This is a genomic window from Achromobacter sp. K91 (assembly GCF_003576205.1).
GTDB classification, from domain to species: Bacteria; Pseudomonadota; Gammaproteobacteria; order Burkholderiales; family Burkholderiaceae_B; genus Achromobacter; species Achromobacter aegrifaciens.
On the sequence record NZ_QWFB01000002.1, the window covers coordinates 39,298 to 62,074 of the forward strand.

A 22,777-nucleotide genomic window follows, 5' to 3' on the forward strand; every position below is an offset into this window, starting at 1 on the left:
GCCGCCGGACTGTCGTATTGATGACTACAGGTAGGCGAGCGTGATGATGTAGCCCTGGGCGTCTTGTTGCCCGGCGTGGCGCGCCCTGAGCGGCACGGTCTGCACGTCGACCTTCACTCGATTGGCGCTTACGCGGTAGCGGTCGGCGGGCTTGCCAGCGGCGCGGGCGCGTTCAGCATCGCATTCCACGCGGACGGTTGCTTTTCGGGATTGAACCTGCGGTGTGCACGACGCAGCCTCGACGATGGCGCCGTGGAAATAGATGGTTCCATCCGCGGCGCGGGCTGCGGGCAGGACGCTGGACGCGCACAGCAGAAGCAGGGAAAGGCGATATTGGAGCTTGGACATGACAGCGACTCCTTGCGACTGGAAACGGAGGGGGGGCTATGTCTGTCTTCACTTCTTTAACGGCATCCGGCAGCGAAAGTTAATCGCAATCCGCCTTCGGGCCGCGTTCGCGCGTGCGAGCGGTGCCTGGCTTGCAACTGCAACGCAGGCGCGTCAGTCCGCACGGCGATAGGCCGCCGTGGCGGAAAGTCCGCGGCTGGACCGCTTTTTTGTAAGGAGAGAGTCGGCTCGCTACGCGAACACCGGAAGGACTATGGGCGGCATCGTGGGCTCCTTTGATCGCGCCCTGGAGGACGCGGTGATGGTCAGGGACCTGGAACGGACTGTCGGCCAATATGAAATGCGTGGTTTCATTGTCGCAGGTCGCGGGGAAAAATCAATACCTGGCGTCCGGCGCATGCGATCACTATCTTCCGGATTCTGGCGACGGGATGTTTCGCACCGTATTCGCTCTGGCTCGAATGCTCGCTGCTGACGCGTCCTGCGCCGCTTCAGTAAACTCCGGGGCTGCCGCGCGGCGCTCACCGCCGCGTTCATGCTCGCTGATCTCCATGACTGCTTCCGACACGACATTCGCCGCCGCGCTTCGTACTCCCGTCTCCACCGCCGACGATCTTGATCCGCTGGATCAGTTCTTCCAGCGCCCCGAGGTAGGCGCCTTTTTAGCCCAGGCCCGCAAACCTGGGCAGGCGGATGCCAGCCTGCGGACCTGCGCCGATCTGCTGCCTACGCTGCACCCCGGCCGCGCCGCTGCCGTGGCCTTGATGTGCGGTTCGCTGGTGGAGGACGGCGCCGATCCGGCAATACTCTTTCCCGTCCTGCAGGACTTGCTGCGGCAGTGGCTGAGCACCCTGAGTCCGTATTGCGCGCAGGAGGTCGAGGACGACGACGATGAGGTGGAGGAGGCCGACCGCCGGGCTTGGCAGGATGCCAGGTCGCGGATGGCCGACGTACCCGAGGGCAGGCGCTGGGAAGTGGAAGCCTTGCATCAGGCGGCAGACCTGCTGGTGCTGCCGATGATGACCATGGTCTTGCGCGACCGCCGCAATCAGGCCGCCCTGGTGTCCGACGCGGAGCTGATGGCGCTGCTGCATCCCATGGCCACCAGCAACGACAGCCTGCCCTTCGAGCATCTGCACTATCTTTGGCTGGCCTCGCAGCTGGGCTACGAGGAGGAGTTGGTAGTGGTGCTGCCGACTTCCATGACGGGCTTCATTGCGCGGGCGCATGCCGTCAACAACAACTTCCACGCCTTCACGCTGTTGCAGATCATCATCGGCGAACACGCGCAGGCCTTGGGCGTGAAGCGCGAGATCGCAGCGCGCGAACCGGACCAGGACAGTGATACCGCGGACTTCCAGTGGTTGCAGGCTGATGCCTACGCCGGCGGCGAGCTGGTCAACGCCATGCGTTACGCCTGGGGCGAGGCGGCGTTGCGGCACAACCTGTCCCGCCACGGCAAGCGAGTGCTCATCGCGTTGGAAACGGTCGAGGGCATGAAGCGCAATTGGTCGGGGTTCAACGGCGCCATGCATGAAGCGCAGCAACCGTCCATGACATTCACGCGCTATCTCACGCGTGACGAGGTGGCTTCGTATCTGGCTTGATCCGGCGCGGACGGGGCCGCATGGCGGGCGGTATATTCGAAAGCTCCCCTTCCAACAGGAGCGCCACATGCAGACCAATGAAATCCATCGGGGCCGGCTGATCGACCACATCCAGCTGGTGGTGCGGGACCTGGCAGCCAGCCAGCGGTTCTATCAGGCAGTCTTCGATGCGCTGAAAGTGCCGATGGGCGGCACGGGCGACGGCTATTTCTGGGCGGACGAGCTATTCGTTTCCACGCCCGACAACAAGGCTGCGGCGGGGCAGTTGACCGGACGCCATCATCTTGCGTTCCAGGCGCAGGACCAGGCCATGGTCGCTGCCTTCTACAAGGCGGCGCTGGCCCATGGCGGCACGGACAATGGCGCGCCGGGCTTTCGGGACTACCATCCAGGGTATTACGGCGCTTTCGTGCTGGATCCGGACGGCAACAACATCGAGGCCGTGTTCCATGGCGAGGCGCAGCGCAGCGCGCCTTCGGTGAAAGTGACGTTCTGAGCGGCGCGCGTTTGGCTCAGACGCGTGCCGCCCCGTAATCACACTCCCAGGTAGGCGCGGCGCAGCCCCTCATCGGCCAGGAGTTCAGCGCCCGGCCCGGACATGACGATTTCACCGTGCTCCAGCACATAGCCGCGCGCGGCCATGCTGAGCGAGCGGTGCACGTCCTGCTCCACCAGCAGGATGGTGATGCCGCGCGCGTTGATGAGCGGCAGCTTGTCGAAGATGTCCTTGACCATGATGGGCGCCAGGCCGATGGACGGTTCGTCCAGCAGCAGGAGCTTGGGCGAGGTCATCAGCGCGCGGCCGATGGCCAGCATCTGCTGCTCGCCGCCGCTGAACGAGCGAGCCAGCTGGCGGCGGCGTTCCCGCAGACGCGGGAACAGCTGATAGACCCAGTCCAGGTTGTCGCGGCTGCGGCGCTTGTCGCGCAGTACGTCGGCGCCGACCAGCAGGTTGTCCTCGACGTCCATGTGGCCGAACAGGCGGCGGCCTTCCATGACCTGGGCCATGCCCAGGCGCGCCACCAGGTGCGCGGGCAGGCCGCTGATGCGCTCGCCCAGGAAGCGGACCTCGCCGGCCAGCGCGGGCAGGGAGCCCATGACGGTGCGGATCAGCGTGCTTTTGCCGGCGCCGTTGGCGCCGACCAGACTGACGATCTCGCCTTCGCCCACGTGCATGTCCACGCCGCGCAGCACCTGCACGTCGCCGTAGCCGGCGTCCAGTTGACGGATCTCCAGCATCACGCGGCCTCCCCGAGATAGGCGCGCACCACCTGCGGATCGCGGGCGACCTGCTGCGGCAGGCCATCGGCGATCTTGCGCCCCTGCTGGATGACGACGATGCGGTCGGATAGTTGCATGATGGCCTTCATGTTGTGTTCGATCACCAGGACGCTGATGCCGTCGCCGCGCAGGGAAAGGATCAGCGCCACCATTTCCTCGGTCTCCACCGGCGTCAGGCCCGCCATCACTTCGTCCAGCAGCAGCAGGCGGGGCTGGGTCGCCAAGGCCTTGGCGACTTCCAGGCGCTTGCGGCCCGACAGCGTGAGAGTGCGCGCGATCTGATGCTCGCGTCCGGCCAGGCCGACGCGCGCCAGCACGGCCTGGGCGACTTCCTCGGCCTGGGCTGGAGCGCGGTGGCGCAGGAAGGCGCCTATCATGGCGTTCTCCAGTACCGTCATGTCGCCGAATGGCTTCACGATCTGGAACGTACGTGCGAGTCCAGCGGCGCAGATGCGCGCCGGATCCTGGCCGTTGATGCGGCTGCCATTGAAGCGGATGTCGCCGCTGCTGGGCGGCACGAAGCCGGATGCCATGGCGAACAGCGTGGTCTTGCCGGCGCCGTTGGGGCCGATCAGGCCGACGATCTCGTCGGCGCCGACGGCGAAGCTGACCTCGTCGGAGGCTCGCACGCCGCCGAAATTGCGGCTGACATTATGGAACTCGAGCAGGTTCATTGTGTGCCCCCCATCGCGGGACCGGCGGTCTTGGCTGGCGTGCCGGCCGCGCGCGCAGGTGCCTTGGCGCGTCGGGACAGTATCGCCATCAGTCCTCGCGGCTCCCAGCGGATGATGATCATCAGCAAAAGGCCATACAGCATCATGTCGGCCCCCACCATGCCCCCGGTCAGGGAGCGCGCCAGCTCTTCGCCAGGCAGCAGCAGCAGCGCGCCCAGCACCGGGCCCCAAAGCGTGCCGCGGCCGCCGATGATGCAGACCACGGCGATGACGACGCTGAGATTGGCGCCGAATACCTTATCGGGGCTGATGTAGAGGACGAACTGCGCATAGAAGGTGCCGCCCAGCGCGGTCATGGCCGCGCTCAGCATGGCTGCGGTCAGCTTGTAGCGCCGCACCGGCACGCCCAGCGCCATCGCCGCGTCCTGGTCGTTGCGCACGGCCGTCAGGCAGTAGCCGAAGCGGCTGCGCAATACATGGCGGTTGATCAGCAACGCGGCGATGGTGAAGGCCAGCGCCACGATGTAGTAGTAGGCCTTGCCGGTATGCTGGAAGTACAGCGGAGCGTCGCGCAGCAGCGTGACCTCCATGCCGCGCGGCCCGCCCAGCAGGGTGTCGGCGTTTTCCACCAGCGTCTTGAGCACCATGCAGGAGGCGATCGTGGCCAGCGCGAAGTACGCGCCGCGCAATTGCAGGCAGGACAGCCCCACGATCAGCGCCGCGCCCATGGCCACGACGGCGCCGGCCCACATGCCCAGCCAGGGACTGATGCCCAGGTTCACGAACAGCCAGGTCGAGGTATAGGCGCCCAGCCCGAAATAGGCGGCATGGCCCAGCGAGAGCTGGCCGGCGATGCCGCCCAGGATGTTCCATGACAGCGCCAGATAGGCGTACAGCAGCGTCATGGCGCCAACCGACAGCAGGTACTGGTTGCCGCTGGCCAGCGGCAGCAGCGCCAACAGGCCCAGCGCGGCGATGCCGGCGGCCGAAGTCTTTGTGGTCTTGGCCATCATTCGTTCTCCACGCCGAACAGCCCGCTGGGCCGGAAATACATGGTGGCGAGAAACAGCAGGAAGATGAGCGCCTCGGCATAGGTGATGGGGATCAGCTGGCTGCCGACCGATTCCAGCACGCCGACCAGGATGCCGCCCCAGAACGCGCCTGCCACCGAGCCGATGCCGCCCAGCACGACGATGACGAAGGCGCGCAGGCCGAAGATGTCGCCGACGAAGGGGTTGACGGGATAGAGCGGCAGCAGCAGCGCGCCGGCCGCGCCCAGCACCAGCAGGCCGATGGCGAACGACAGCCGGTAGACGCGGGCGCTGTCTATGCCCAGCACGCTGGCGGCTTCGCGGTCCTGTCCGGTGGCGCGGATGGCGCGGCCTGTGCGCGTGTGGCGCAGGAACAGCACCAGGGCCGCCGTGATCAGGCAGGCGAAGAACAGGCCGGCGATCTGCGGATAGGTGAAGATCAGGTCGCCGGGCATCCAGACTTCGTTGGCCCAAGGCGCGTCGATGGTCCGGCTGTCGGGGCCGGCCAGCGCCAGGAAGGCGTTGTCCAGGAAGATCCACAGGCCGGTGGTGAAGATCAGAACGCCGATCGGCTCGCGCGAACTTTCCTTGCGGTAGATGCCGTCGATCAGCCAGCGCTGGCAGGCATAGCCGACGACGAACAGCGCGGCCGCCGTGAGTGGCATGGCGGCCAGCGGATGCAGGCCGAAGTGGCTGGTGAGCGCGAAGCAGACGTACATGGACATCATCAGGAAGGCGCCATGGGCGAAATTGATGATCTTCATGACGCCGAACTGCAGGCTCAGGCCCAGCGCGATCAGGCCGTAGACGGCGCCGCTGGCGATACCGCCCAGCAAGGCCTGGAGTAGGGTAGTGGTCAAGTGGAGGCTCCTAGCGGTAACGGGGCGCGGGCGCCACGCGCAGGGCGTGGCGCGGCGACGCCAGGTCGGTCAGGGCTGAGCGGCAGGCCAGACCATCTTGTAGGATTTGGAGGCCAGGTTCTCCGGCCACACGGTGCGGTACTGGCCGTCGGGCGTGATCTGCTGCATGACGTAGCGCTTTTCGGGGTTCTGGCCCTTGGCGTCGATCACGATGTCATAGCCCACCAGCTTGTTCAGGTCGGTGCCTTGCAGCTTGGTCTGGGCCAGGGCGTCGCGGATGGCTTCGGGATCCGCCTTCCCGGCGCGCTCCAGCGCGTCCTTGATGACCCAGACCGCGGCGTAGGCGCTGACCGACAGTTCGTTGGGATCGACCTTGTAGGCGGCGACGAAGTCGTCCCAGAACTTCTTGGCGAACGGCGTGGTGATGGACGACTCGTAGCCGGCCCAGCCATTGGTGGTGTAGACATTGCCCGCGATGTCCTTGCCGACCAGCGGGATGAAGGTGCTGTCGATCTGGCCGGCCGCGCTGCCGACGTAGGTCGAGCCCACTCGCATCTGCGCCAGCAGTTTGTGCAGCTGCACGGCGTCGGCGCCATAGGAGGTCACGGTGACGACGTCGGGCTTCTTGCCCTTGATCTTCAGCACCAGCGGACGCAGGTCAGGCGAGTTGGGCGGGTATCCCTCGTCCAGCACCAGATCGATGCCGGCTGCCTTGAACTTGGCGCGCAACGTGTTGGCCATGTCCTGGCCCCAATCGGTGTTCTCGTAGACCATGGCGACCGTCTTGGCCGGCTTGCCGGTGGTCTTGCCCGCGTAGTCGATGAAGTCCGCCATGCTTTCGGCGTTGCCCGAGGCCGGGATCTGCGTGGGACGGAACACGTACTTGAAGCCGCGTTCGGTGATGTCGGCCTTGGCGGCCAGGTCCACCACCCATGGCACGCGGTTCTTTTCCGCGACGGCGGTGGCGGGGAAGGTCACGCCGCTCTGGAAAGCGCCCAGCAGCACCGGGGTCTTCTCGCGGGTGATCAGGCGTTCGACCTCGGTCATGGCGACCTTGGCATCGCCCCGGGTGTCGACCTCGACCAGCTGCAGTTGCGCGCCGCCCAGCGACTTGATGCCGCCGGCGTCGTTGATGTGCTTGACGGCCAGATGCGTGGCGCGCGACATGTCTTTGCCAATGGAAGCGGTGGCGCTGCCCGACAGAGGAATCAGATAGCCGATCTTGACGGGCTCGGCAGCTAGGGCGGCGCCCTGGACCAGCAACGTGGCGCCGGCCGCGGCGAACAGACGCCGCAGGGCGGCGGGGCGATAGGGGTTGCTCGTGTTCATGAGGATTTGTCTCCAGGTTTTTTTGTGATTCGAGAGTGCGGCGCGGGCTTCAGCCTGGCGGCCCTGCGCCGAGTGCCGCGTGCGTCGCGCACACTAGGCGATGGGCGCGTTCATCGAGCAGCACCGTGCGTCCCATGCGGTTCATGGTGTAGGCAAAGGAAAGCCGGCGCTGCGGCCAGGCGAAAGCCAGCGACCCGCCAGCGCCCGTGTGGCCGTAGGCCTCGTCGCCGAAGCAGGCACTGTCCAGGCCTTGCGCGCGGTTATCCATCTGGCGCATGAAGCCGCTGGCGTAGCGCGTGGGTACGCGCAGGCAGGCGTCGTCGTCCGTGCGCGCCGACAGGGCCGTGGCCGCGGCCAGCGTGTCCTCGCGCAGCAGGCGCACGCTGTCGCGCTGGCCGCCCAGCACCAGTGTGCCGTACAGACGCGCCAGGCTGCGCGCATTGCCGATGCCGCCAGCCGCGCACAGCCCGGCTGCGTGGCCGGCGCGGCTGTTGAAGCCGGAAGGGCGCCAGCCGCCGGTGTTCTTGGCGTACAGCGCGGTAGGGCTTTCGGGCTCGTCCTTCAGGGACTGCTCGAAGGGACTGAACGGCGCTTGCGGCGCAGGCGGAGGCACGATGGGTGCGACCCGGGCTTCCTCCGTTTCCGGCAAGCCGATCCAGAAGTCCAAGTCCAGCGGCTGCGCGATATGGCGGCGGAAGAATTCGCCGGGCATGCAGCCGCCCAGCCTGCGCACCAGCTCACCGACCAGCCAGCCGTAGGTCAGGCCGTGGTAGGCCACGCGTTCGCCCGGAGCCCAGAAAGGCGCGGCCCCGGCCAGCCGGCGGGTCATGCCCTCCCAGTCGAAAGCGGCGTCAGCGGGTAGCGGCTCGCGCAGCGCGGGCAGGCCAGCGGTATGGTTGAGCAGCATGCGCGGGGTGGTGGCGGCCTTGCCTGCTGCGGCGTATTCGGGCCAGTAGCGGGCGACAGGGGCGTCCAGGTCCAGCTCTCCCGCTTCGGCCAGCATGTGGGCGCAGAGCGCCGTGGCCGGCTTGGTATTGGAGAACACGATACAGACCGTGTCGCGCTGCCAGGGCTGGCCTCGGTCCGTGTCGGCCCATCCTGCCCACAGGTCGACCACCGGATAGCCGTCGACTTCGATGGCGACGGACGCGCCCAGCTCGCCGCCGTCCTGGAAGTTGCGCGCGAATGCTGCGCGTACTGGTTCGAAGGCGGGATCGCAGTAGCCGTGTATGGCCGGCGCCGCGGCTGCAAGCGCCGGAGACGAGGTTGCGGCGGCCATGGTCAGCGCGTCAATGGCGCGCGCGCGCCGTAGCCCAGCAGGTAGCGCGCGTCGTTGGACAGCGCGGCCGCGACGCCTTTGGGCAGCGTGCTGGTGAAGTCGGCGAAGCCGCGCAACCAGGACACGTTGTAGTTGCAGAGTATGGCGCGGCGCTCGCGGTCGGTATGGTTCGGGCCGGAGCGGTGCCAGGTGTTGGACAGCCAGATGGCGACCGAGCCGGCGGGTGCGGTCAGCGTGACCTCGCCGTCCAGCGGGCCGCTGCCCCACGGTGGCGACTTGCGCAGCTTGTGGCTGCGCGGCATGACCCGCGTGGCGCCGTTGTCGGCGGTGAAATCGTCCAGCATCCAGACGTTCTGCAGCGTCAGCGGAAACTCCGGCAGCGGCTCGGCGATCTGGCCCAGCGGCGCATCCACGTGCCAGGCGCCGCCGCCTGTGCCGGGGCCGATGCTGGTGGCCTGGAAGTCGTGCAGGTTGCAGTCCTGGCCCATCACGCTGCGCACCATGGGCAACACCGCCGGGTGCTCGATCAGCGGGATCATGTCGGGCGCCTTGTTCAGGAGGTTCCAGACGCGTTGCGACTTGTCGTCGTCGAACAGGGTGGGCAAGTGCAGGAAGTTCTTCGACACTTTGTTGATGGGCACCGGCCAGCGCGTGTTTTCGTTGTCGCGGCGATACTGATGCACGCGCGCCACCATGCGCTGCGCTTCCATGTCGCTCACCGTGTAGTGGCGCTTATAGTAGGCCAGGATGTCGTCATCGTCCTCGTGCCGTTCGTCGTCCAGCGGGAACGGATCGGCGCGTTCCGCGGCCATCAGTCCGGCCACGCATTCGCGCGCCTGTTCCAGCTGTGCGGCGTCCAGCACGTTTTCAATGACGGCGTAGCCTTCTTCGGCGAGCTGGTGTTGCAAAGCCTGCAGATCGAGTTGCTTCATGTTCCTCCCCTTTTATGTGGAATGTCACTGCGAATTCGGGCCGGGCACGGCCACGGGCGCGAGCGCGCTGCGTGCGAGCTTGCCTATGCTGGTGCGCGGCAAGGCTGCCGTCGCGCCGATGCGGCGCGGCACTTTGTAGCCGGCCAGGTGCGCGGCGCAATGCGCCTGCAGGGCGGCCATGTCCAGGCGTTGGCCGGGGGCGGGCGTGACCCAGGCGTGGACCACCTGGCCCAGCCGCTCGTCGGCCACGCCGAAGGCGGCCGCTTCGCCGACTTCGGGGCGCGACAACAGCACCTGTTCCACTTCCAGCGGATAGACCTTGAAGCCGCCCACGTTGATGCAGTCGTGCCGGCGGCCCCGCAGATGGAGATAGCCCTCGTCGTCCAGGATGGCGACGTCGCCGGTGTAGAACCAGCCTTCGCGCAGCGCTTGCGCGGCCTCCGGCGCCGCTTGGCGGTAACCTGCCATCACGTGCGGCCCGCGCACGCGGATTTCGCCGGGCTGGCCCGGCGGCATGACGCGGCTGGCGCCATCCAGGTCCACCACCTGCAGTTCGCCGCCTGGCACGGGCAAGCCCACCGAACCGGGTTTGCGTGGACGGTGCATGGGATTGAAGGCCAGGCAGGGACCCGCCTCGCTCATGCCGTAGCCCTCATGGATGGGGCAGCCGGCGCGCAATTCGAAACGCGTCAGGGTTTCGCGCGGCAGCGGCGCCGCGCCGGAGAAGCAGGCGCGCAGGCTGCCGAGTTTTTCAGGCTGGAAGGCCGTGCTCAGCAACAGGTCATGGAAGATTGCGGGCGCGCCCGGCAGCAGGGTCACGCCGTGGGCGGCGATGGCCTCGATGGTGCGGGCGGCATCGAAGCGCCGCATCACCACCAGCTCGCCGCGGGCATGCAGGCTCAAGTAGAGCGACATGGAGACGGCCGACACATGGAATAGCGGCATCACGCAGAGCACCACCTCCGAATCGCGCCGCGTCGGCAGCCAGGCTTCGCGCTGCGCGATGTTGTAGGCGATCTGCCGGTGCAGGATGTTGACGCCCTTGGGGCGTCCGGTGGTGCCGCCGGTGTATTGCAGCGTGGCCAGATCTTCATGCCGCGGCAGGTCTTCGGGCAGGGCGCAGGCCTGCGGCAGCATCTCCAGCAGGCCGGCGCCGTTGCCTGTGCGGAGAATGGCGCCGGCATCCAGGCCCGGGCACACGGCGCTCAGATCCAGCTTCACGCTGTCGTCATGCAGCAGCATGCAAGGCTCGGCGTCTTCCAGCATATAGGCCAGCTCGCGCTCGCGATAGCCTGGGTTCAGCGGCACGGCCTGCGCGCGCAGCGCATGCACTGCAAAGGTGGCAACGGCCAGGTCCAGCGAGTTCTGCATCAACAGGGCCACCCGGTCGCCGGGCCGCACGCGTTCGCCCAGGCGGCGTGCCAAAGCTCCAGCCAAGCCGGCGTATTGCGCATAGTTCAGGCGCACGCCTTCGAAGGACAGCGCGGGAAGATCGGGCGCTTCGAGAGCGGCGTCGCGCAGCAGATGGATCACCGAATCCGGGACCCTGGGCAGGGCGGGGGCGTTCATCATGCCTTGCGCTCGGCAGCCTTGCGGGCGGCCTTGGCGTCGCTGGCCTGCCAGACCGTGGGCCGGCCAGCGCCGCCCAGCAGGGTGATGGGGTCGGCATTGTCGATGTGGCCGTACTGCCCCTTGTAGATGCTGTAGCCGCACAATTCCTGCAGGCGGCGCGGGAAGCTTCTCGCCACCTCGGCCGGAATGCCGAGCTGCAGGTTTTCCTGTTGCCGCATCCATCCGGCGCAGTAGTAGCACGACAACGCGTAACGGCGGGCGTTGCTGTTGTTGGCGCCGCCCTTGTGCCACAGCGCGCTGTCGAACAGCATGACACTGCCCGCCTTCATGGTGGCCTGCACGGTGTCTATGTCCTGCGCGCCGTAGGGCGGAGACGAATCGTAGCGATGACTGCCGGGCACGATGTGGGTGGCGCCGTTCTCGGCCGTGAAATCGCTCAAGGCCCAGATGGCATTGACCGCCAGCGGCGGGCGCGGGCGCGGCAGCGCCAGTTGCTGGGTATCTTCGTGCAGGGGCTGGGCGCCTTGGCCCGGCGCCAGCGTCAGTGAGCACAGCGACGACAGCAGCAGCTCGCGGTCCAGCAGGCGTTCGGCCAGGCTCAGCACGTCGGGCTGCAGCGGCACGTCCCAGAAGCGTGGATCGTAGACCAGCAGGTTGTTGATGCGCACCGTCTTGCGGCCTTCGAACGAGGTCTGGGCGTAACCGAGGTTGTGCTCGGCCTCGATCCGGATCAGGGCTTCCTGCAACTGGCTGACCTGCTCGGGCGGGATGATTCCCGGCAGCACCACGAATCCGTCGCGTTCAAAGGCTGCGATCCGCTCGTCGAGCGGTTCGGGCGTGGACATCTTTTGTCTCCTGATTGGGCCTGGATCTGAGTCCGGCGATATAGGTCTGTGCGTATAATCGGCCGGTAGTCTTCGCCCTGCCAGCGCGTAGCGTCCACGGCAGTGGCGCAAAGCGTCCATCCCCTAGAAGATGGCGGCCCCAGTCGGCATGATCCGGTACTCAACATGAGCGCGCAGGCCTACCACCACACCACCGATGTCATAGCGCCGCAGGAGCAGTTCGCGTATTGGCGCGATGCAATCTGCGATGCCTACGTGCCGCTCGAACCCGAGCGTGACGCCGCGCGCAGCTTTCGCGGCCAGATCGACGGCCTGCTGCTGCCGGACCTGCACGGCTCGACCATCACCGCCCAATCCCATGTGGTCAGGCTGTCCGCGGCCGGTCTCTCGGCCCGCAAGCAATCCCCATTCTTCGCCAATTTGCTGTGCGCGGGAGAGGCCCTGGTTTCGCAGGACGGAAGCGCCATGCGGGCGCGGGCTGGCGACGTCTACGTGGTGGATTGCGCTTCGCCCTGGGAAGTCGACTTCCGCACCGATTTCCGCATGTTCTGCATAGAAATCCCGGAAGGCCTCTTGCGGCCGCAACTGGGCCGGCGCGGGCGACTGGCCATGCCGGTGCTGGACGGAAGTTCAGGGGCAGGGCGGGTGCTGGCCAGCTACATGCGCCTGGTCAGCGAACTGCCGGCAAACGAGTTGCAGCAGGTGCAGGCGCTGATGGTCAGGCATTGCAGCGAACTGCTGTCGCGGACGCAGCTCGAAGGGGCGGATGCCGGCGCGCAGATCGCCGAACGGGTGCGCCACGAAGTCCTGGACCGCATTCTGGCGCTGGTGCAGCGGCGTTTGGCCGATCGCGGCCTGACGCCGGCTTCGGCCAGCGAGGAGCTCGGCATCTCCCGCAGCTATCTGTTCAAGATCATGGCCGAGCATGGCCTGAGCTTCAGCGCTTACGTGCGGCAGTGCCGGCTGGAAAGGTGCCGCCTGGCCATCGAGGCCCAGCCTGGCCGCTCCATCGCGGACATCGCCGCCAGCTGGGGATTCGAGGAAGTTTCCACGTTCAATCGGGCGTACCGCGCGCACTATGGCCGCTCGCCAGGCAGCGAGCGCGGCGGTGCGCCCTTGCGGGCTCAATAGCGCGCATCACCATTTGCCCTGGCCCTGCGACTGCTGCATCTGCGGGGCGTTGGCAGGCCTGACCGTGTCGACATACTTCCGGTAGGCGGCGACATACTCGGGGCTATTGATGTCAGGGGTGCTGTCGCTGTCCCAGTTTCTTTCAACGCCGGATTGCTTCCAGGCGGCCAGGTCGCGTTCGACTTGATCGCGGCTGAGTTGGACGTCGGAGGGCGGAGCTGCGGTGGTTGGGGCGGCGGACATTTGCGCGGCCACGGGGCCGGAGAGCAGGGCGCAGGCCGCCAGGACGACGGGAATCATGGCGCGGACGGTTAGGGCAGTTTTCATGAAATGCTCCTGATGACGAGAGTGACCGCAGCATTGGAGACCGGTGTCCATGGGGGCTCGCGGCAATGCAGCCCGGTGCAGGGACAGCTGCGCAACCGGATTGGCGCATTGGTTTTTTTCTTGGGCAGGCCGGCCCGGCCCGCGGCGCGCGCGGACACGCACCTGGCGCTGGGTTCCACCGCCAGGTTTACGACTCGGGCCGGACCGGGCGTCCGGGCCTCATGCCTTTGTGCTCATCGTAGGACGGCGCGGGTGGGCGCCACATACTCAATATTGGGTACGTCATACCGATGGCGCGCGCTCAGAGCAGCGAGGCGAGCCTGACCAGTTCGGACTGGCGATTGCATTCCATCTTGTTGAGCAGGGACGCCACCTGTTTACGCACGGTCAGCACCGAGGCGTGGCGCAGGGTCGCGACTTCCTCCACGCTGTGTCCCATCGCAAGACCGGCCAGCACAGCGGCTTCCGCGTGCGTGATCGAGAACACGGATTCCAGTCTGTCGACGTCCGGTTGGGAAAAGGCGCTTTTTCTGCGCATGCGCACCAGCAGCATGCGGCTGCCGATCAGGCTCAGCGCTTGCGGGGCCGCGCTGATGTCGATCCAGGTCAATTCGCCCCATCCGGCGGCTGCCGCCAGGGACCGCGCCTTGCCGTCGCGCGCGACCGCCTGGCAATACGCGTCGAACAAGGCCTGTATCTTCGCGTCGGGATGGCGCAGCTTGCCGCCGCGCACGTTCCAGCCATGGCCGTCGCTCAGATAGTGCATGGCGAGGGCCGATCTCTTGTCTACCATCGCGTCGTGGCTGACCAGCAGCACGGCTTCGCCGACATCCGAGAGTGCGCTTTCAATGGCTGTCCAACCGATGGCGAGCGCCTTTTCGCGTTGGGCCAACCGGCTTTTCAGCAGGCGGAAGTAATGGGCTACGTCGCCGGACTGAAGCCGTTCGCTGGCCTTGTCGTCCACGGTCGAGCGTTGGAAGGCGATGGCGGCGCGCAGCATGGCGCTGGATTCGATTACCAGGCACAGCACTTGCGCCATCCGGTGCTTGAGCATGAAGTCCGTGTAGAACTCGGAACGCTGCAGCTGCTTGTGGCCGCACATGTTGGCGGTATCCAGCCACGTGCCCACGGGCAGCAGCCGCGAATCCTGTTCGACGATGTCGCAGCTGTAGTAATGGTTGCGGTAGTCCGTGGCGGCGGCTTCGGGAAAGCTGACGGTGGACAGGTCCAGCAGCTTGTGGCGGGCATCGAAGACGATCAAGGTGCCGCTGTCCGCGCCCACCATGTCGCGGGCGGTCAGCAGGATGTCATGCCAGGGCGGATCGGGATCCGCCAGACGGTCCAGGGCTTCGATCGCGCGCCGGACGGCAATCTGGTGTTCGGCCATTTCGTGCCTCCAACTCTGGTTCAGACGCAAACGCTGTCACGTATCACAGATCGTTGTAGAGGTGGCTCCGGCCAGATCGGGGGAGCGCTGCGCGGCGGTGATTTGCCGGCATGGGAGAGGCTGGCCGGCCTGGATTGCCGCGGCGCTGCCACAAGGAAATTATCCTCGCAAAACCCCGGGGCGGATGAAAAAAGTGGGTGCATTGTCCGGACAAAAAGGGTCCGGATTCAGAGGTGGTCTTGGTGTACCGGGTTGTGTATACCAGTGCGGGCGGGGAGATCGCGTCAGTGGTGGGGGCCGCCGGGCGGACGGACCGCCGCGCGCCACAGATCCAGGAAATGCCGCTTCTTGAGTGCATCCAGATACACCAACAGTCCTACGCCCAGCGCCACCGGCCGCACGCCCGCTTCCGGGTTGGCCGATGCGCTCACGGGCCGCATGCCCGATTGCCGCGCGACCATTTCCTGGCCCCGCGGCGACAGCAGATAGTCCAGGAACATCGCGCCCAGATCCGCCCGCGGCGCCTGTCGGGGAATGATGGCGGAGCGCGACAGCATCAACGTGTAGTCCTGCGGATAGACGATGGCCAGCGGCGCGCCCAGGTCGATGCGGTGCCGGGTGTAGGACTCCAGCAGGTTGTAGGCCAGCGTGATCTCGCCGCGTTCGAGCTTGTCCAGCGCGTCTTCGGTGGACGCGTGCACGGCCACGCGGTTGCGGCCCAGTTCGGCCAGCAGCGCGCCAGCCATGCTGTCCAGCCGCGTGTCCTGCGTGGCCGCCAGGTAGCCGATGCCGCTGCCCTCGACGTCGTAAGTGGAGATCGCGCCGGCCAGGGGCTGGTCCGGCGCCTGCAGCAGGGACAGCAGCTCGCGCCGGGTGCGCGGCGCCCTTGCGGACGCGAGCTTGCTGGTGTTGTAGACCATGACGATGGGATCGGTGCCGATGCTGAAGACCTCGTCGCGCCAGTTGGCCCAGGCGGGCAGGGCGCGGGTCTCCGGCGAGATGTGGGGTTGCGCGTAGCCGTCGTTGACCAGTTTGGTCTGCAGGTCCATCGCGCTGCTGATGACGATGTCGGGGCCGGATCTGGTTGCCGGCGCCTGCGTGGCGCGGGAAACCGTCCCGGCATACAGCTCCTGCGTGGACAGCTCGGTGTATTCCAGGCGCAGGCCGGGGTTGAGCCTGCTGAAGTCTTCCAGCACGCCGCGGAACACCTGCACGCTGTTGGAGGCGTGCACGACCAGTACGTTCCTGCTGTCCACGGGCCCCAGCGTCAGGCCGTCGGCGCTGGTTTCCGCGGCGTTGCCGGCAGCAAAGGGCAGCAGCGCGGTGAGCGCCGCCAGCAGGCGCAGGGGTTTCAGGAGATCAAGCTTCATGGGGGCGGGGCGGCAGCGTGACCACGGCGTCCAGGCCGCCGCCCACGCGGTTGCTCAGGGCCAGCCGGCCCTGATGGATGTCGACCACGCGCTTGATGATGGACAGGCCCAGGCCGGCGCCGGACGCGCGCGGGTTGGGACCGCGCACGAAGCGCTCGAAGGCGGCGTTGGCCAGCGCCGGCGGTATGCCCGGACCCTGGTCGGATACGGATATGCGCCAGCCATCGTCCTCCGGCTCCAGCCGCACGTCGATGTGGCCGTCGTCCGTGGCGCCGTGACGCAGGGCGTTGTCGATAAGGTTCTTGAACGCTTCGCGCAGCATCAGGCTGTCGCCCAGCACGGTGGGCGGATTGCCGGGCGCAGTGGCGGGCAGATGCAGGCGCACGTCGGGCTGGGGATCGGCTTGCGGGACCGTGTCATACACCGCCTGCCGCAGCAGCTCGGCCAGGTCCACCGGCTGGAACTGGCGCACGTTGCTGCGGTGGATGACGCTGGCGTCGCTCAGCAGCTGGTTGACCAGGCGCGAGAGTTTCTCGGCGTTGCGCAGCACGGCCAGCAGGCTGCGGCGCTGTTCGGCGGGATCTTCCTCGTCCAGCGCCACTTCCATCTGCGCGTGCAGCGCGGCCAGCGGCGTGCGCAGCTGATGCGCGGCTTCGGCGATGAAGAGGCGCAGGGTGTCCAGGTTTTCCGACAGGCGCGCCATGAAGCCATCCAGCGAGTGCACCAGCGTGTCGAGTTCCTCCGGCACGGGAGCGGCGATGGGATGCAGGTCCGCCGCGCTGCGGGCGGCCAGTTCGCGCTCGATACGGCGGATCGGCGACAGCGAGCGCAGCAGGCCCCAGTAGGCCAGCGCCAGCGCCGCGGCGGTAAAGCCGATCAGCGCCAGCGTGCCTTGCCACAAGATGCCCGCTGCCAGCGCGTTGCGGGCTTCGCGGGTCTGCGCGACCTGGATGAGGGCGGTCTCGGCATTGCGGGGACCGGCGATCTTGCGTTCCATCCAGGCGATGCGCACCGGCTCGCCCTGGTAGCTGGCGTCGTACAGGCGGGGCGAGTACGCCGGGCCTTCGCTGCCACGGGCGGGCGGCGCTGGCAGGTCCGCATAGCCGGAAATCAGTGCGCCGCCCGCGTCGCCGACACGATAGAACACGCGGTCGCGCGGCGCCTGCTCCAGCAGCGCCAGCGAGGCATAAGGCATGTCCATGCGCCACTCTCCCTGCACCAGCTGCAGGCTGTCGGCGATGGACAGCACCGAGGAACGCAGCAACTGGTCGTAGGTGGTGTCGGCGGTCTGATTGGCGTAGCCGCGCACCAGCAGATACAGCGTGGCCAGGGCGGCGACGAACAGCGCAAGCAGCATGGCCAGCAGGCGGCGCTTGATCGAGATGCGGCCCTGCGCGGCGGCGGGCGTGGCGGAGTCACTCCCGGCCGGGGCCGGGCGCGGCGGGGCGGTCGTGGTCATCGGTGGCGGTCAGGAGGTAGCCGGTGCCGCGCTGCGTTTCGATGCGCAGCGGCGAGCCTTCGAGCTTGCGGCGCAGCCGGGCGATGTAGACCTCGATGGCGTTGGGCGCGGCATCGTCGTCGAAGGCGAACAGCTTGTTGGCGATTTCGGTCTTGCTGACGGCGCGGTTCATGCCGGCCAGCAGGATTTCCAGCAGGCTGTATTCGCGCTTGGGCAGTTCGATGCGCTGGCCGGCCAGCGTGACCTGGCGCGCGGCGCTGTCGATGACCAGCTCGCCAAAGCGCAGCATGCCGGACGCCTGGGGGCTGGGGCGGCGCAGCAGGGCGCGGCAGCGGGCTTCCAGCTCGCGGAAATCGAAGGGCTTGGCCAGGTAGTCGTCGGCGCCGGTATCCAGGGCGTGGACGCGGTCTTCGATGTCGATGCGGGCGGTCAGCGCCAGCACGGGCGTCTTGCTGCCGCGGTCACGCAGGCGGTGCAGGATGTCGAAGCCCGACATGCGGGGCAGGCCGATGTCCAGAATGACGAGGTCGAAGGTTTCGTATTGCAGCACGCCGTCAGCGCTGAGGCCGTCGTTCTGGCAGTCGACTGCATGGCCGAGACGGCGCAGCCGGCGCACGAGTGCGTCGGCCAGGTCCGCGTCGTCTTCGATCACCAGTATGCGCATAGGGGCGATTGTCGCATGGCTGGACTAGCCCCCCCGCGCCGCACCCGCGTTCAAAAACGACAGGTTGCCGACAGCTTTTATTTCTAGTCTTGCGGTCGCGCATCCCCAGCCGGAGGCGCGTTTACGCATAACAACGACTAGTCGGAGATAACCCTCATGCTTCTGACCCTGCTTGGCTTCGGCATGGTGATCACGTTCATGACGCTGATCATGACCAAGCGCCTGTCGCCGCTGGTGGCGCTGATCCTTGTCCCCATTATTTTCGCCCTGCTGGGCGGGTTCGGGTCGGGCATCGACAAGATGATGCTGGACGGCATCCGCAAGATCGCGCCCACCGGCGTGATGCTGATGTTCGCCATCCTGTATTTCGGGGTCATGATCGACGCCGGCCTGTTCGATCCCATCGTGGGCCGCATCCTGCGCGCGGTGAAGGGCGATCCGCTGAAGATCGTGGTGGGCACGACCGTGCTGGCGCTGGTGATTTCGCTGGACGGCGACGGTTCGACCACCTACATGATCGTGGTGGCGTCGATGCTGCCGCTGTATCGCCGCCTGAAGATGAACGCGCTGTCCATGACCTGTCTGGCGATGCTGGCCAGCGGCGTCATGAACCTGACGCCCTGGGGCGGCCCGACGGCGCGCGCCGCAAGCGCCTTGCACGTGGACGCGGGCGACATCTTCGTGCCGCTGGTGCCGGTAATGGGCGTGGCCATTGTCGCCATCCTGATCCTGGCGTTCTGCCTGGGCCTGCGTGAACGCCGCCGCCTGGGCGTGCTGTCGCTGCCGGACGGCGCTTCGCTGCACGCCGGCTATGACGAGGACGGTCCCAAGAACCTGCCCGAGATCGAGGTCGACCAGGACCTGCGCCGCCCCAAGCTGCTGTGGGTGAACGCCGGACTGACGCTGGCCCTGATGGTGAGCCTGGTGATGGGCGTGCTGCCGCTGCCGGTGCTGTTCATGATCGCCTTCGCGATCGCGCTGGTCATCAACTATCCGGACCTGGCCGAGCAGCGCCGCCGCGTCGCGCAGCACGCGGGCAATGTGCTGTCGGTGGTGTCGCTGATCTTCGCGGCCGGGATCTTCACCGGCATCCTGTCGGGCACGGGCATGGTCGAGGCGATGTCGCGCAGCCTGCTGGCGGTGATTCCCGACGCCATGGGCCCGTACCTGGCCGGCATTACCGCCCTGGTGAGCCTGCCCTTCACCTTCTTCATGTCCAACGACGCCTTCTACTTCGGCGTGCTGCCCATCCTGAGCGAAGCGGCCCAGGGCTACGGAATTTCGCCGGTCGAGATGGCGCGCGCCTCGCTGATCGGCCAGCCCGTGCACCTGCTGAGCCCGCTGGTGCCTTCGACCTACCTGCTGGTCGGCCTGGCCGGCGTGGACTTCGGCGACCACCAGCGCTATTCGCTCAAGTGGGCCACGATGGTCTGCCTGGTGATGCTGGCCGCGGCGCTGGCGTTCGGCCTGTTCCCGCTGGTCGGCCGGATCGGCTGAGCGGCGGCGCGATACCGTCTTTTCAAAAGGGGAAGTACATGGCTTTGCGCATTGCTTACGTCACCAGCGGAATGGGCCACACGGGCACCGCGATCTGCCAGGCGCTGCACAACGCGGGACACCGCGTGGTGGCAGGCTGCGGGCCGCGCTCCTCGCGCAAGGACCACTGGCTGAAGGAACAGAAATCCCTGGGCTACGACTTCGTCGCCTCCGAGGGCGACGCCACGGATTGGGCCTCGACCGAGGCGGCCTTCGCCAAGGTGCGGCGCGAGGTCGGGGAGATCGACGTGCTGGTGAACAATGCCGGCGCCATGCTGGACATGCGCTTTCGCCAGATGAGCCAGGCGGACTGGTCGGCGGTGCTGCGCAGCAATCTGGACACGCTGTTCAACACCACCAAGCAGGTGGTCGACAGCATGGCGGACCGCGGCTGGGGCCGCATCATCAACATCGGCTCCGTGGCCGCGGAGAAGGGCCAGATCGGCCAGATCAACTACGCCACCGCCAAGGGCGCCGTGATCGGCTTCACCCGTTCGCTGGCCCAGGAAGTCGCGGCCCGCGGCGTCACCGTCAACCTGGCCTCGCCGGGCTTCATCGCCGACGACACCGTGAAGGCGTTCCCGCCGGCGTTGCTGGACCGTATCGTCGAAAGCGTGCCGGTGGGCCGGCTGGGTACTGCCAAGGATCTGGCGGGGCTGTGCGCCTGGCTGGCGTCGGATGAGGCGGCGTTCGTGACGGGAGCCAACTACGCCATCAATGGCGGCGTGTATATGAGTTGAGGGAAGGTCCTCAATTCGCCAGCTTCACCGCCCCGCTGTCGATCAGCTTCTGCCACTTGGCGCTATCCGCCTGGATGAACGACTGCAGTTCGTCCCGTGAGCCGCCGCCGGCGATCATGCCGGCGTTTTCCAGGGCGGCCTTGAATTCGGGCGTGGCGACGGCGGCGCGCAGCGCGGCGTTGACCTGATCGAGCTGCGCGGCCGGGATGTCCTTGCTGGCCGCGACCGAGAACCACTGGGTGGCGGCGTAGCCCTTGAAGCCGGACTCTTCCACCGTGGGGACGTCGGGCAGGCTGTCCAGGCGGTAGGGCGTGGTGACGGCGTAGGCCTTCAGCGTGCCGGCCTTGATCTGCGGCATGACCGGTGCCGAACCCAGGATCGCCAGGGGGATCTGGCCGCCGGCCACGTCGGCCACCGCCTGGCCGCCGCCCTTGTAGGGCACATGCACGATGCGGGTGCCGGCATATTGGTTGAGCAGTTCGCCCGCCAGGTTTTGCGATGTGCCGTTGCCCGAGCTGCCGTAGCTCCAGGCTTCGGGCCGCTGGCGGGCATCGGCCAGCACGTCCTGCAGGGATGCCCGGGCGTCCTTGGCGGGACCGACAATGACCATGGGGCCTTGGGCCATCAGGATGACGGGCGCCAGTTCGCGGCCGATCTCGGGCTGGGGCGTGGGGTAGATCAGCGGGCCGGGCACGGTCAGCAGATAGCCGTCGCTGGCCTTGCTGCGCGCCACCAGCTGCAGGGCGATCGCGCCCGCCGCGCCGGGGCGGTTTTCCACGATAACGTTCAAGCCGCTGCGCCGCGCCAGTTCCTGCGCGGCGATGCGGGTCAGCACGTCGGCGGTGCCGCCCGGAACGAAGCCGATCACCCAGGTGATCTGCTTGCCGGGCCATTCCAGCTTGGCGTCTGCCGCGCCGGCGGTGGCGGTCAGCGCGGCGCCCAGCAGCAGCGCGCAGCAGCGGATAGCGAATTTCATGATTTCCCCTTTGTGTTTTTTTGCTCAGGCCGCCGCGCGTCTCAGCTCGGATCCGGCTTGCCGGGCGGCGTATTCGGATGCGCGGCGCAGGACTGATTGAAGGACTGCACCATTTTCAGGATGGGCCCCAGCACCCAGGTATTGAAGATGAGGATGTCGCTTTCTTCCTTGGGGTCCTGCTTCAGGTTGAAGAGGTACGGCGACTCCAGTTTTCCCTTGCCTTCGTTGACCTCGGGTTCCCAGTAGAAATGCAGCTTCCAGTCGCGCCATTTGACCGCGCGCAGGTCGTTCTTGATGTAGAACAGGAAGCCCTCGCGCAGCGAGGTCGGGCTGGCGCCGGTGAAGAAGTCGGTCTGGTCTATGCCGTCGATGGGACGGTCCTGCGGCATGGACGCGCCGCCGATGCGCGACAGCGTGGTGTACAGGTCGGTGACGTGCACGATCTCGTTGGAGACCTGGCCGGGTTGGACCTTGCCCGGCCAGCGGATCATGAAGGGCACGCGCAGGCTGCCTTCCATGGCCGTGTGGTAGGTGCCGGTCCAGGGACCGGCGGTGCCGCGGTAGGGCTTGCGGAATTCCGGGCCATTGTCGCTGCAGAAGATGAACACGGTGTCGTCGCGCAGCTTCAGTTCATCCACCGCCTGCACGATCTGGCCGACGCGGTGGTCCATTTCCACCATGGAGTCGGCGAAGTCGCCGGCGCCGGTGCGCCCCGCGAAGTCCGGGTGCGGCAGGGTGGGAAAGTGCAGGTGCACCAGCGGCAGGTACAGGAAGAAGGGGCGGCTGGCCTCTGCATGCTTGCGCATGAAGCCGATGGACCGGTCGACCAGTTCGGCGTCGATGCCGCGGCGGGTCTCCAGATCGTAGACCTTGACGTTTTCCGAAGGCGAGCCGGCCTGGCCCTGCATGATGTGCGGGATGTCGGCGACCGAGGGATCGAAGCCGATGGACGAGGTGAACTGGCTTTCGTCCGTGGTGCGCGGGATGCCATACCACTCGTCGAAGCCGCGATCGGACGGATAGCGGCCGGGGATGTCGCCCAGGTGCCACTTGCCGTAATGCGCCGTGGCGTAGCCCTGGCCGGACAATTGCTGGGCCAGTGTGATTTCGTCGCGCGCCAGGCCTTGTGGCAGGCCGGGAGGGACGGATTGCAGGCAACCGGTGCGGATGGGATGGCGCCCGCTCATCAGCGCGGAGCGCGTGGGCACGCAGTCGCTTTCCACGTTGAAGTTCTGCAGCAGCAGTCCTTCCGAGGCCAGCCGGTCGATGTTGGGGGTGGGCGCGCCGCGCAGCGCGCCGCCGCCGTAGCAGCCCAATTCGCCCCATCCCAGGTTGTCGGCCACGATCAATACGATATTGGGCTTCTTGTCCACGCGCTGCGTCTCCTGTCTGCGGGTTTATCCAGGGATTCTAGGAGCGCAGGCCCGGC

General features: G+C 67.1%; 22 protein-coding genes. 5 read left to right on the forward strand and 17 right to left on the reverse strand.

The window, feature by feature from the left end:
* Window positions 1-24: 24 nt before the first annotated feature.
* Window positions 25-348 carry a hypothetical protein gene (locus DXK93_RS00345; protein WP_054450347.1) on the reverse strand — a complete coding sequence of 108 codons (324 nt, stop codon included), beginning with the start codon at window positions 346-348 and terminating at the stop codon, window positions 25-27.
* A 551-nt stretch (window positions 349-899) separates the two neighbouring features.
* Here DXK93_RS00345 and DXK93_RS00350 point away from each other — a divergent pair.
* Together DXK93_RS00350 and DXK93_RS00355 are read left to right on the forward strand one after the other, a co-directional pair.
* A complete protein-coding gene (locus tag DXK93_RS00350) occupies window positions 900-1,955 on the forward strand; it encodes a hypothetical protein (protein WP_119449017.1) in 1,056 nt (351 codons plus the stop codon).
* Window positions 1,956-2,022: 67 nt separating this feature from the next.
* A complete protein-coding gene (locus DXK93_RS00355) occupies window positions 2,023-2,451 on the forward strand; it encodes a VOC family protein (protein WP_054450349.1) in 429 nt (142 codons plus the stop codon).
* Window positions 2,452-2,489: 38 nt separating this feature from the next.
* Here DXK93_RS00355 and DXK93_RS00360 read toward each other — a convergent pair whose 3' ends face one another.
* The 9 genes from DXK93_RS00360 to DXK93_RS00400 all read right to left on the reverse strand — a co-directional run bounded on the left by DXK93_RS00360 (window position 2,490) and on the right by DXK93_RS00400 (window position 11,758).
* Window positions 2,490-3,194 carry an ABC transporter ATP-binding protein gene (locus DXK93_RS00360; protein ID WP_088138874.1) on the reverse strand — a complete coding sequence of 235 codons (705 nt, stop codon included), beginning with the start codon at window positions 3,192-3,194 and terminating at the stop codon, window positions 2,490-2,492.
* Window positions 3,194-3,910 carry an ABC transporter ATP-binding protein gene (locus DXK93_RS00365; protein ID WP_054450351.1) on the reverse strand — a complete coding sequence of 239 codons (717 nt, stop codon included), beginning with the start codon at window positions 3,908-3,910 and terminating at the stop codon, window positions 3,194-3,196. The genes DXK93_RS00360 and DXK93_RS00365 overlap by 1 nt, the downstream gene beginning before the upstream one ends.
* The gene (locus DXK93_RS00370) at window positions 3,907-4,920 is read right to left on the reverse strand and encodes a branched-chain amino acid ABC transporter permease (protein ID WP_158598540.1); all 1,014 of its coding nucleotides are present in this window, start codon (window positions 4,918-4,920) and stop codon (window positions 3,907-3,909) included. Before DXK93_RS00370 ends, DXK93_RS00365 begins: the two co-directional genes overlap by 4 nt.
* Window positions 4,920-5,801: a branched-chain amino acid ABC transporter permease gene (locus tag DXK93_RS00375; RefSeq protein ID WP_054450355.1), complete on the reverse strand. Its 882-nt coding sequence runs from the start codon at window positions 5,799-5,801 to the stop codon at window positions 4,920-4,922. Before DXK93_RS00375 ends, DXK93_RS00370 begins: the two co-directional genes overlap by 1 nt.
* Before the next feature lie 69 nt (window positions 5,802-5,870).
* Window positions 5,871-7,130, reverse strand: a complete 1,260-nt coding sequence (locus tag DXK93_RS00380) for an ABC transporter substrate-binding protein (RefSeq protein ID WP_119449019.1) — start codon at window positions 7,128-7,130, stop codon at window positions 5,871-5,873.
* A gap of 49 nt (window positions 7,131-7,179) precedes the next feature.
* Entirely contained in the window at window positions 7,180-8,409 is a 1,230-nt protein-coding gene (locus DXK93_RS00385; RefSeq protein WP_119449020.1) for a serine hydrolase, read from the reverse strand.
* Between the two features lie 2 nt (window positions 8,410-8,411).
* Complete coding sequence (locus tag DXK93_RS00390; RefSeq protein ID WP_119449021.1) at window positions 8,412-9,341, reverse strand: phytanoyl-CoA dioxygenase family protein; 930 nt, start codon at window positions 9,339-9,341, stop codon at window positions 8,412-8,414.
* 24 nt (window positions 9,342-9,365) lie between these two features.
* A complete protein-coding gene (locus DXK93_RS00395; RefSeq protein ID WP_119449022.1) occupies window positions 9,366-10,913 on the reverse strand; it encodes a class I adenylate-forming enzyme family protein in 1,548 nt (515 codons plus the stop codon).
* Window positions 10,910-11,758, reverse strand: coding sequence for a phytanoyl-CoA dioxygenase family protein (locus DXK93_RS00400; RefSeq protein ID WP_054450362.1), 849 nt, complete (start codon window positions 11,756-11,758; stop codon window positions 10,910-10,912). Before DXK93_RS00400 ends, DXK93_RS00395 begins: the two co-directional genes overlap by 4 nt.
* 165 nt (window positions 11,759-11,923) lie before the next feature.
* Between DXK93_RS00400 and DXK93_RS00405 the strand changes: the two genes are divergently transcribed.
* Window positions 11,924-12,889 (forward strand): helix-turn-helix domain-containing protein, encoded by a 966-nt coding sequence (locus DXK93_RS00405; protein ID WP_054450363.1) that lies wholly within the window; start codon window positions 11,924-11,926, stop codon window positions 12,887-12,889.
* A 6-nt stretch (window positions 12,890-12,895) separates the two neighbouring features.
* Here the strand turns inward: DXK93_RS00405 and DXK93_RS00410 are convergent, their stop codons facing one another.
* From DXK93_RS00410 to DXK93_RS00430, 5 genes are all read right to left on the reverse strand, one after another.
* Window positions 12,896-13,216, reverse strand: a complete 321-nt coding sequence (locus DXK93_RS00410) for a DUF4148 domain-containing protein (RefSeq protein ID WP_054450364.1) — start codon at window positions 13,214-13,216, stop codon at window positions 12,896-12,898.
* Between the two features lie 301 nt (window positions 13,217-13,517).
* Window positions 13,518-14,603: a LuxR C-terminal-related transcriptional regulator gene (locus DXK93_RS00415; RefSeq protein ID WP_119449023.1), complete on the reverse strand. Its 1,086-nt coding sequence runs from the start codon at window positions 14,601-14,603 to the stop codon at window positions 13,518-13,520.
* A 284-nt stretch (window positions 14,604-14,887) separates the two neighbouring features.
* Entirely contained in the window at window positions 14,888-15,973 is a 1,086-nt protein-coding gene (locus DXK93_RS00420) for an ABC transporter substrate-binding protein (RefSeq protein ID WP_119449024.1), read from the reverse strand.
* Window positions 15,963-17,432, reverse strand: a complete 1,470-nt coding sequence (locus tag DXK93_RS00425; RefSeq protein ID WP_233564472.1) for a sensor histidine kinase — start codon at window positions 17,430-17,432, stop codon at window positions 15,963-15,965. Before DXK93_RS00425 ends, DXK93_RS00420 begins: the two co-directional genes overlap by 11 nt.
* Window positions 17,389-18,096, reverse strand: a complete 708-nt coding sequence (locus DXK93_RS00430) for a response regulator transcription factor (protein WP_054450369.1) — start codon at window positions 18,094-18,096, stop codon at window positions 17,389-17,391. Before DXK93_RS00430 ends, DXK93_RS00425 begins: the two co-directional genes overlap by 44 nt.
* A 156-nt stretch (window positions 18,097-18,252) precedes the next feature.
* Here DXK93_RS00430 and DXK93_RS00435 point away from each other — a divergent pair, with 156 nt between their 5' ends.
* A complete protein-coding gene (locus DXK93_RS00435) occupies window positions 18,253-19,593 on the forward strand; it encodes a CitMHS family transporter (protein WP_119449025.1) in 1,341 nt (446 codons plus the stop codon).
* A gap of 38 nt (window positions 19,594-19,631) precedes the next feature.
* Window positions 19,632-20,372: an SDR family oxidoreductase gene (locus DXK93_RS00440; RefSeq protein ID WP_054450373.1), complete on the forward strand. Its 741-nt coding sequence runs from the start codon at window positions 19,632-19,634 to the stop codon at window positions 20,370-20,372.
* Window positions 20,373-20,382: 10 nt separating this feature from the next.
* Here the strand turns inward: DXK93_RS00440 and DXK93_RS00445 are convergent, their stop codons facing one another.
* Window positions 20,383-21,348 (reverse strand): tripartite tricarboxylate transporter substrate binding protein, encoded by a 966-nt coding sequence (locus tag DXK93_RS00445; protein WP_119449026.1) that lies wholly within the window; start codon window positions 21,346-21,348, stop codon window positions 20,383-20,385.
* Window positions 21,349-21,389: 41 nt separating this feature from the next.
* Complete coding sequence (locus DXK93_RS00450; RefSeq protein WP_054450376.1) at window positions 21,390-22,721, reverse strand: arylsulfatase; 1,332 nt, start codon at window positions 22,719-22,721, stop codon at window positions 21,390-21,392.
* Window positions 22,722-22,777: the final 56 nt, after the last annotated feature.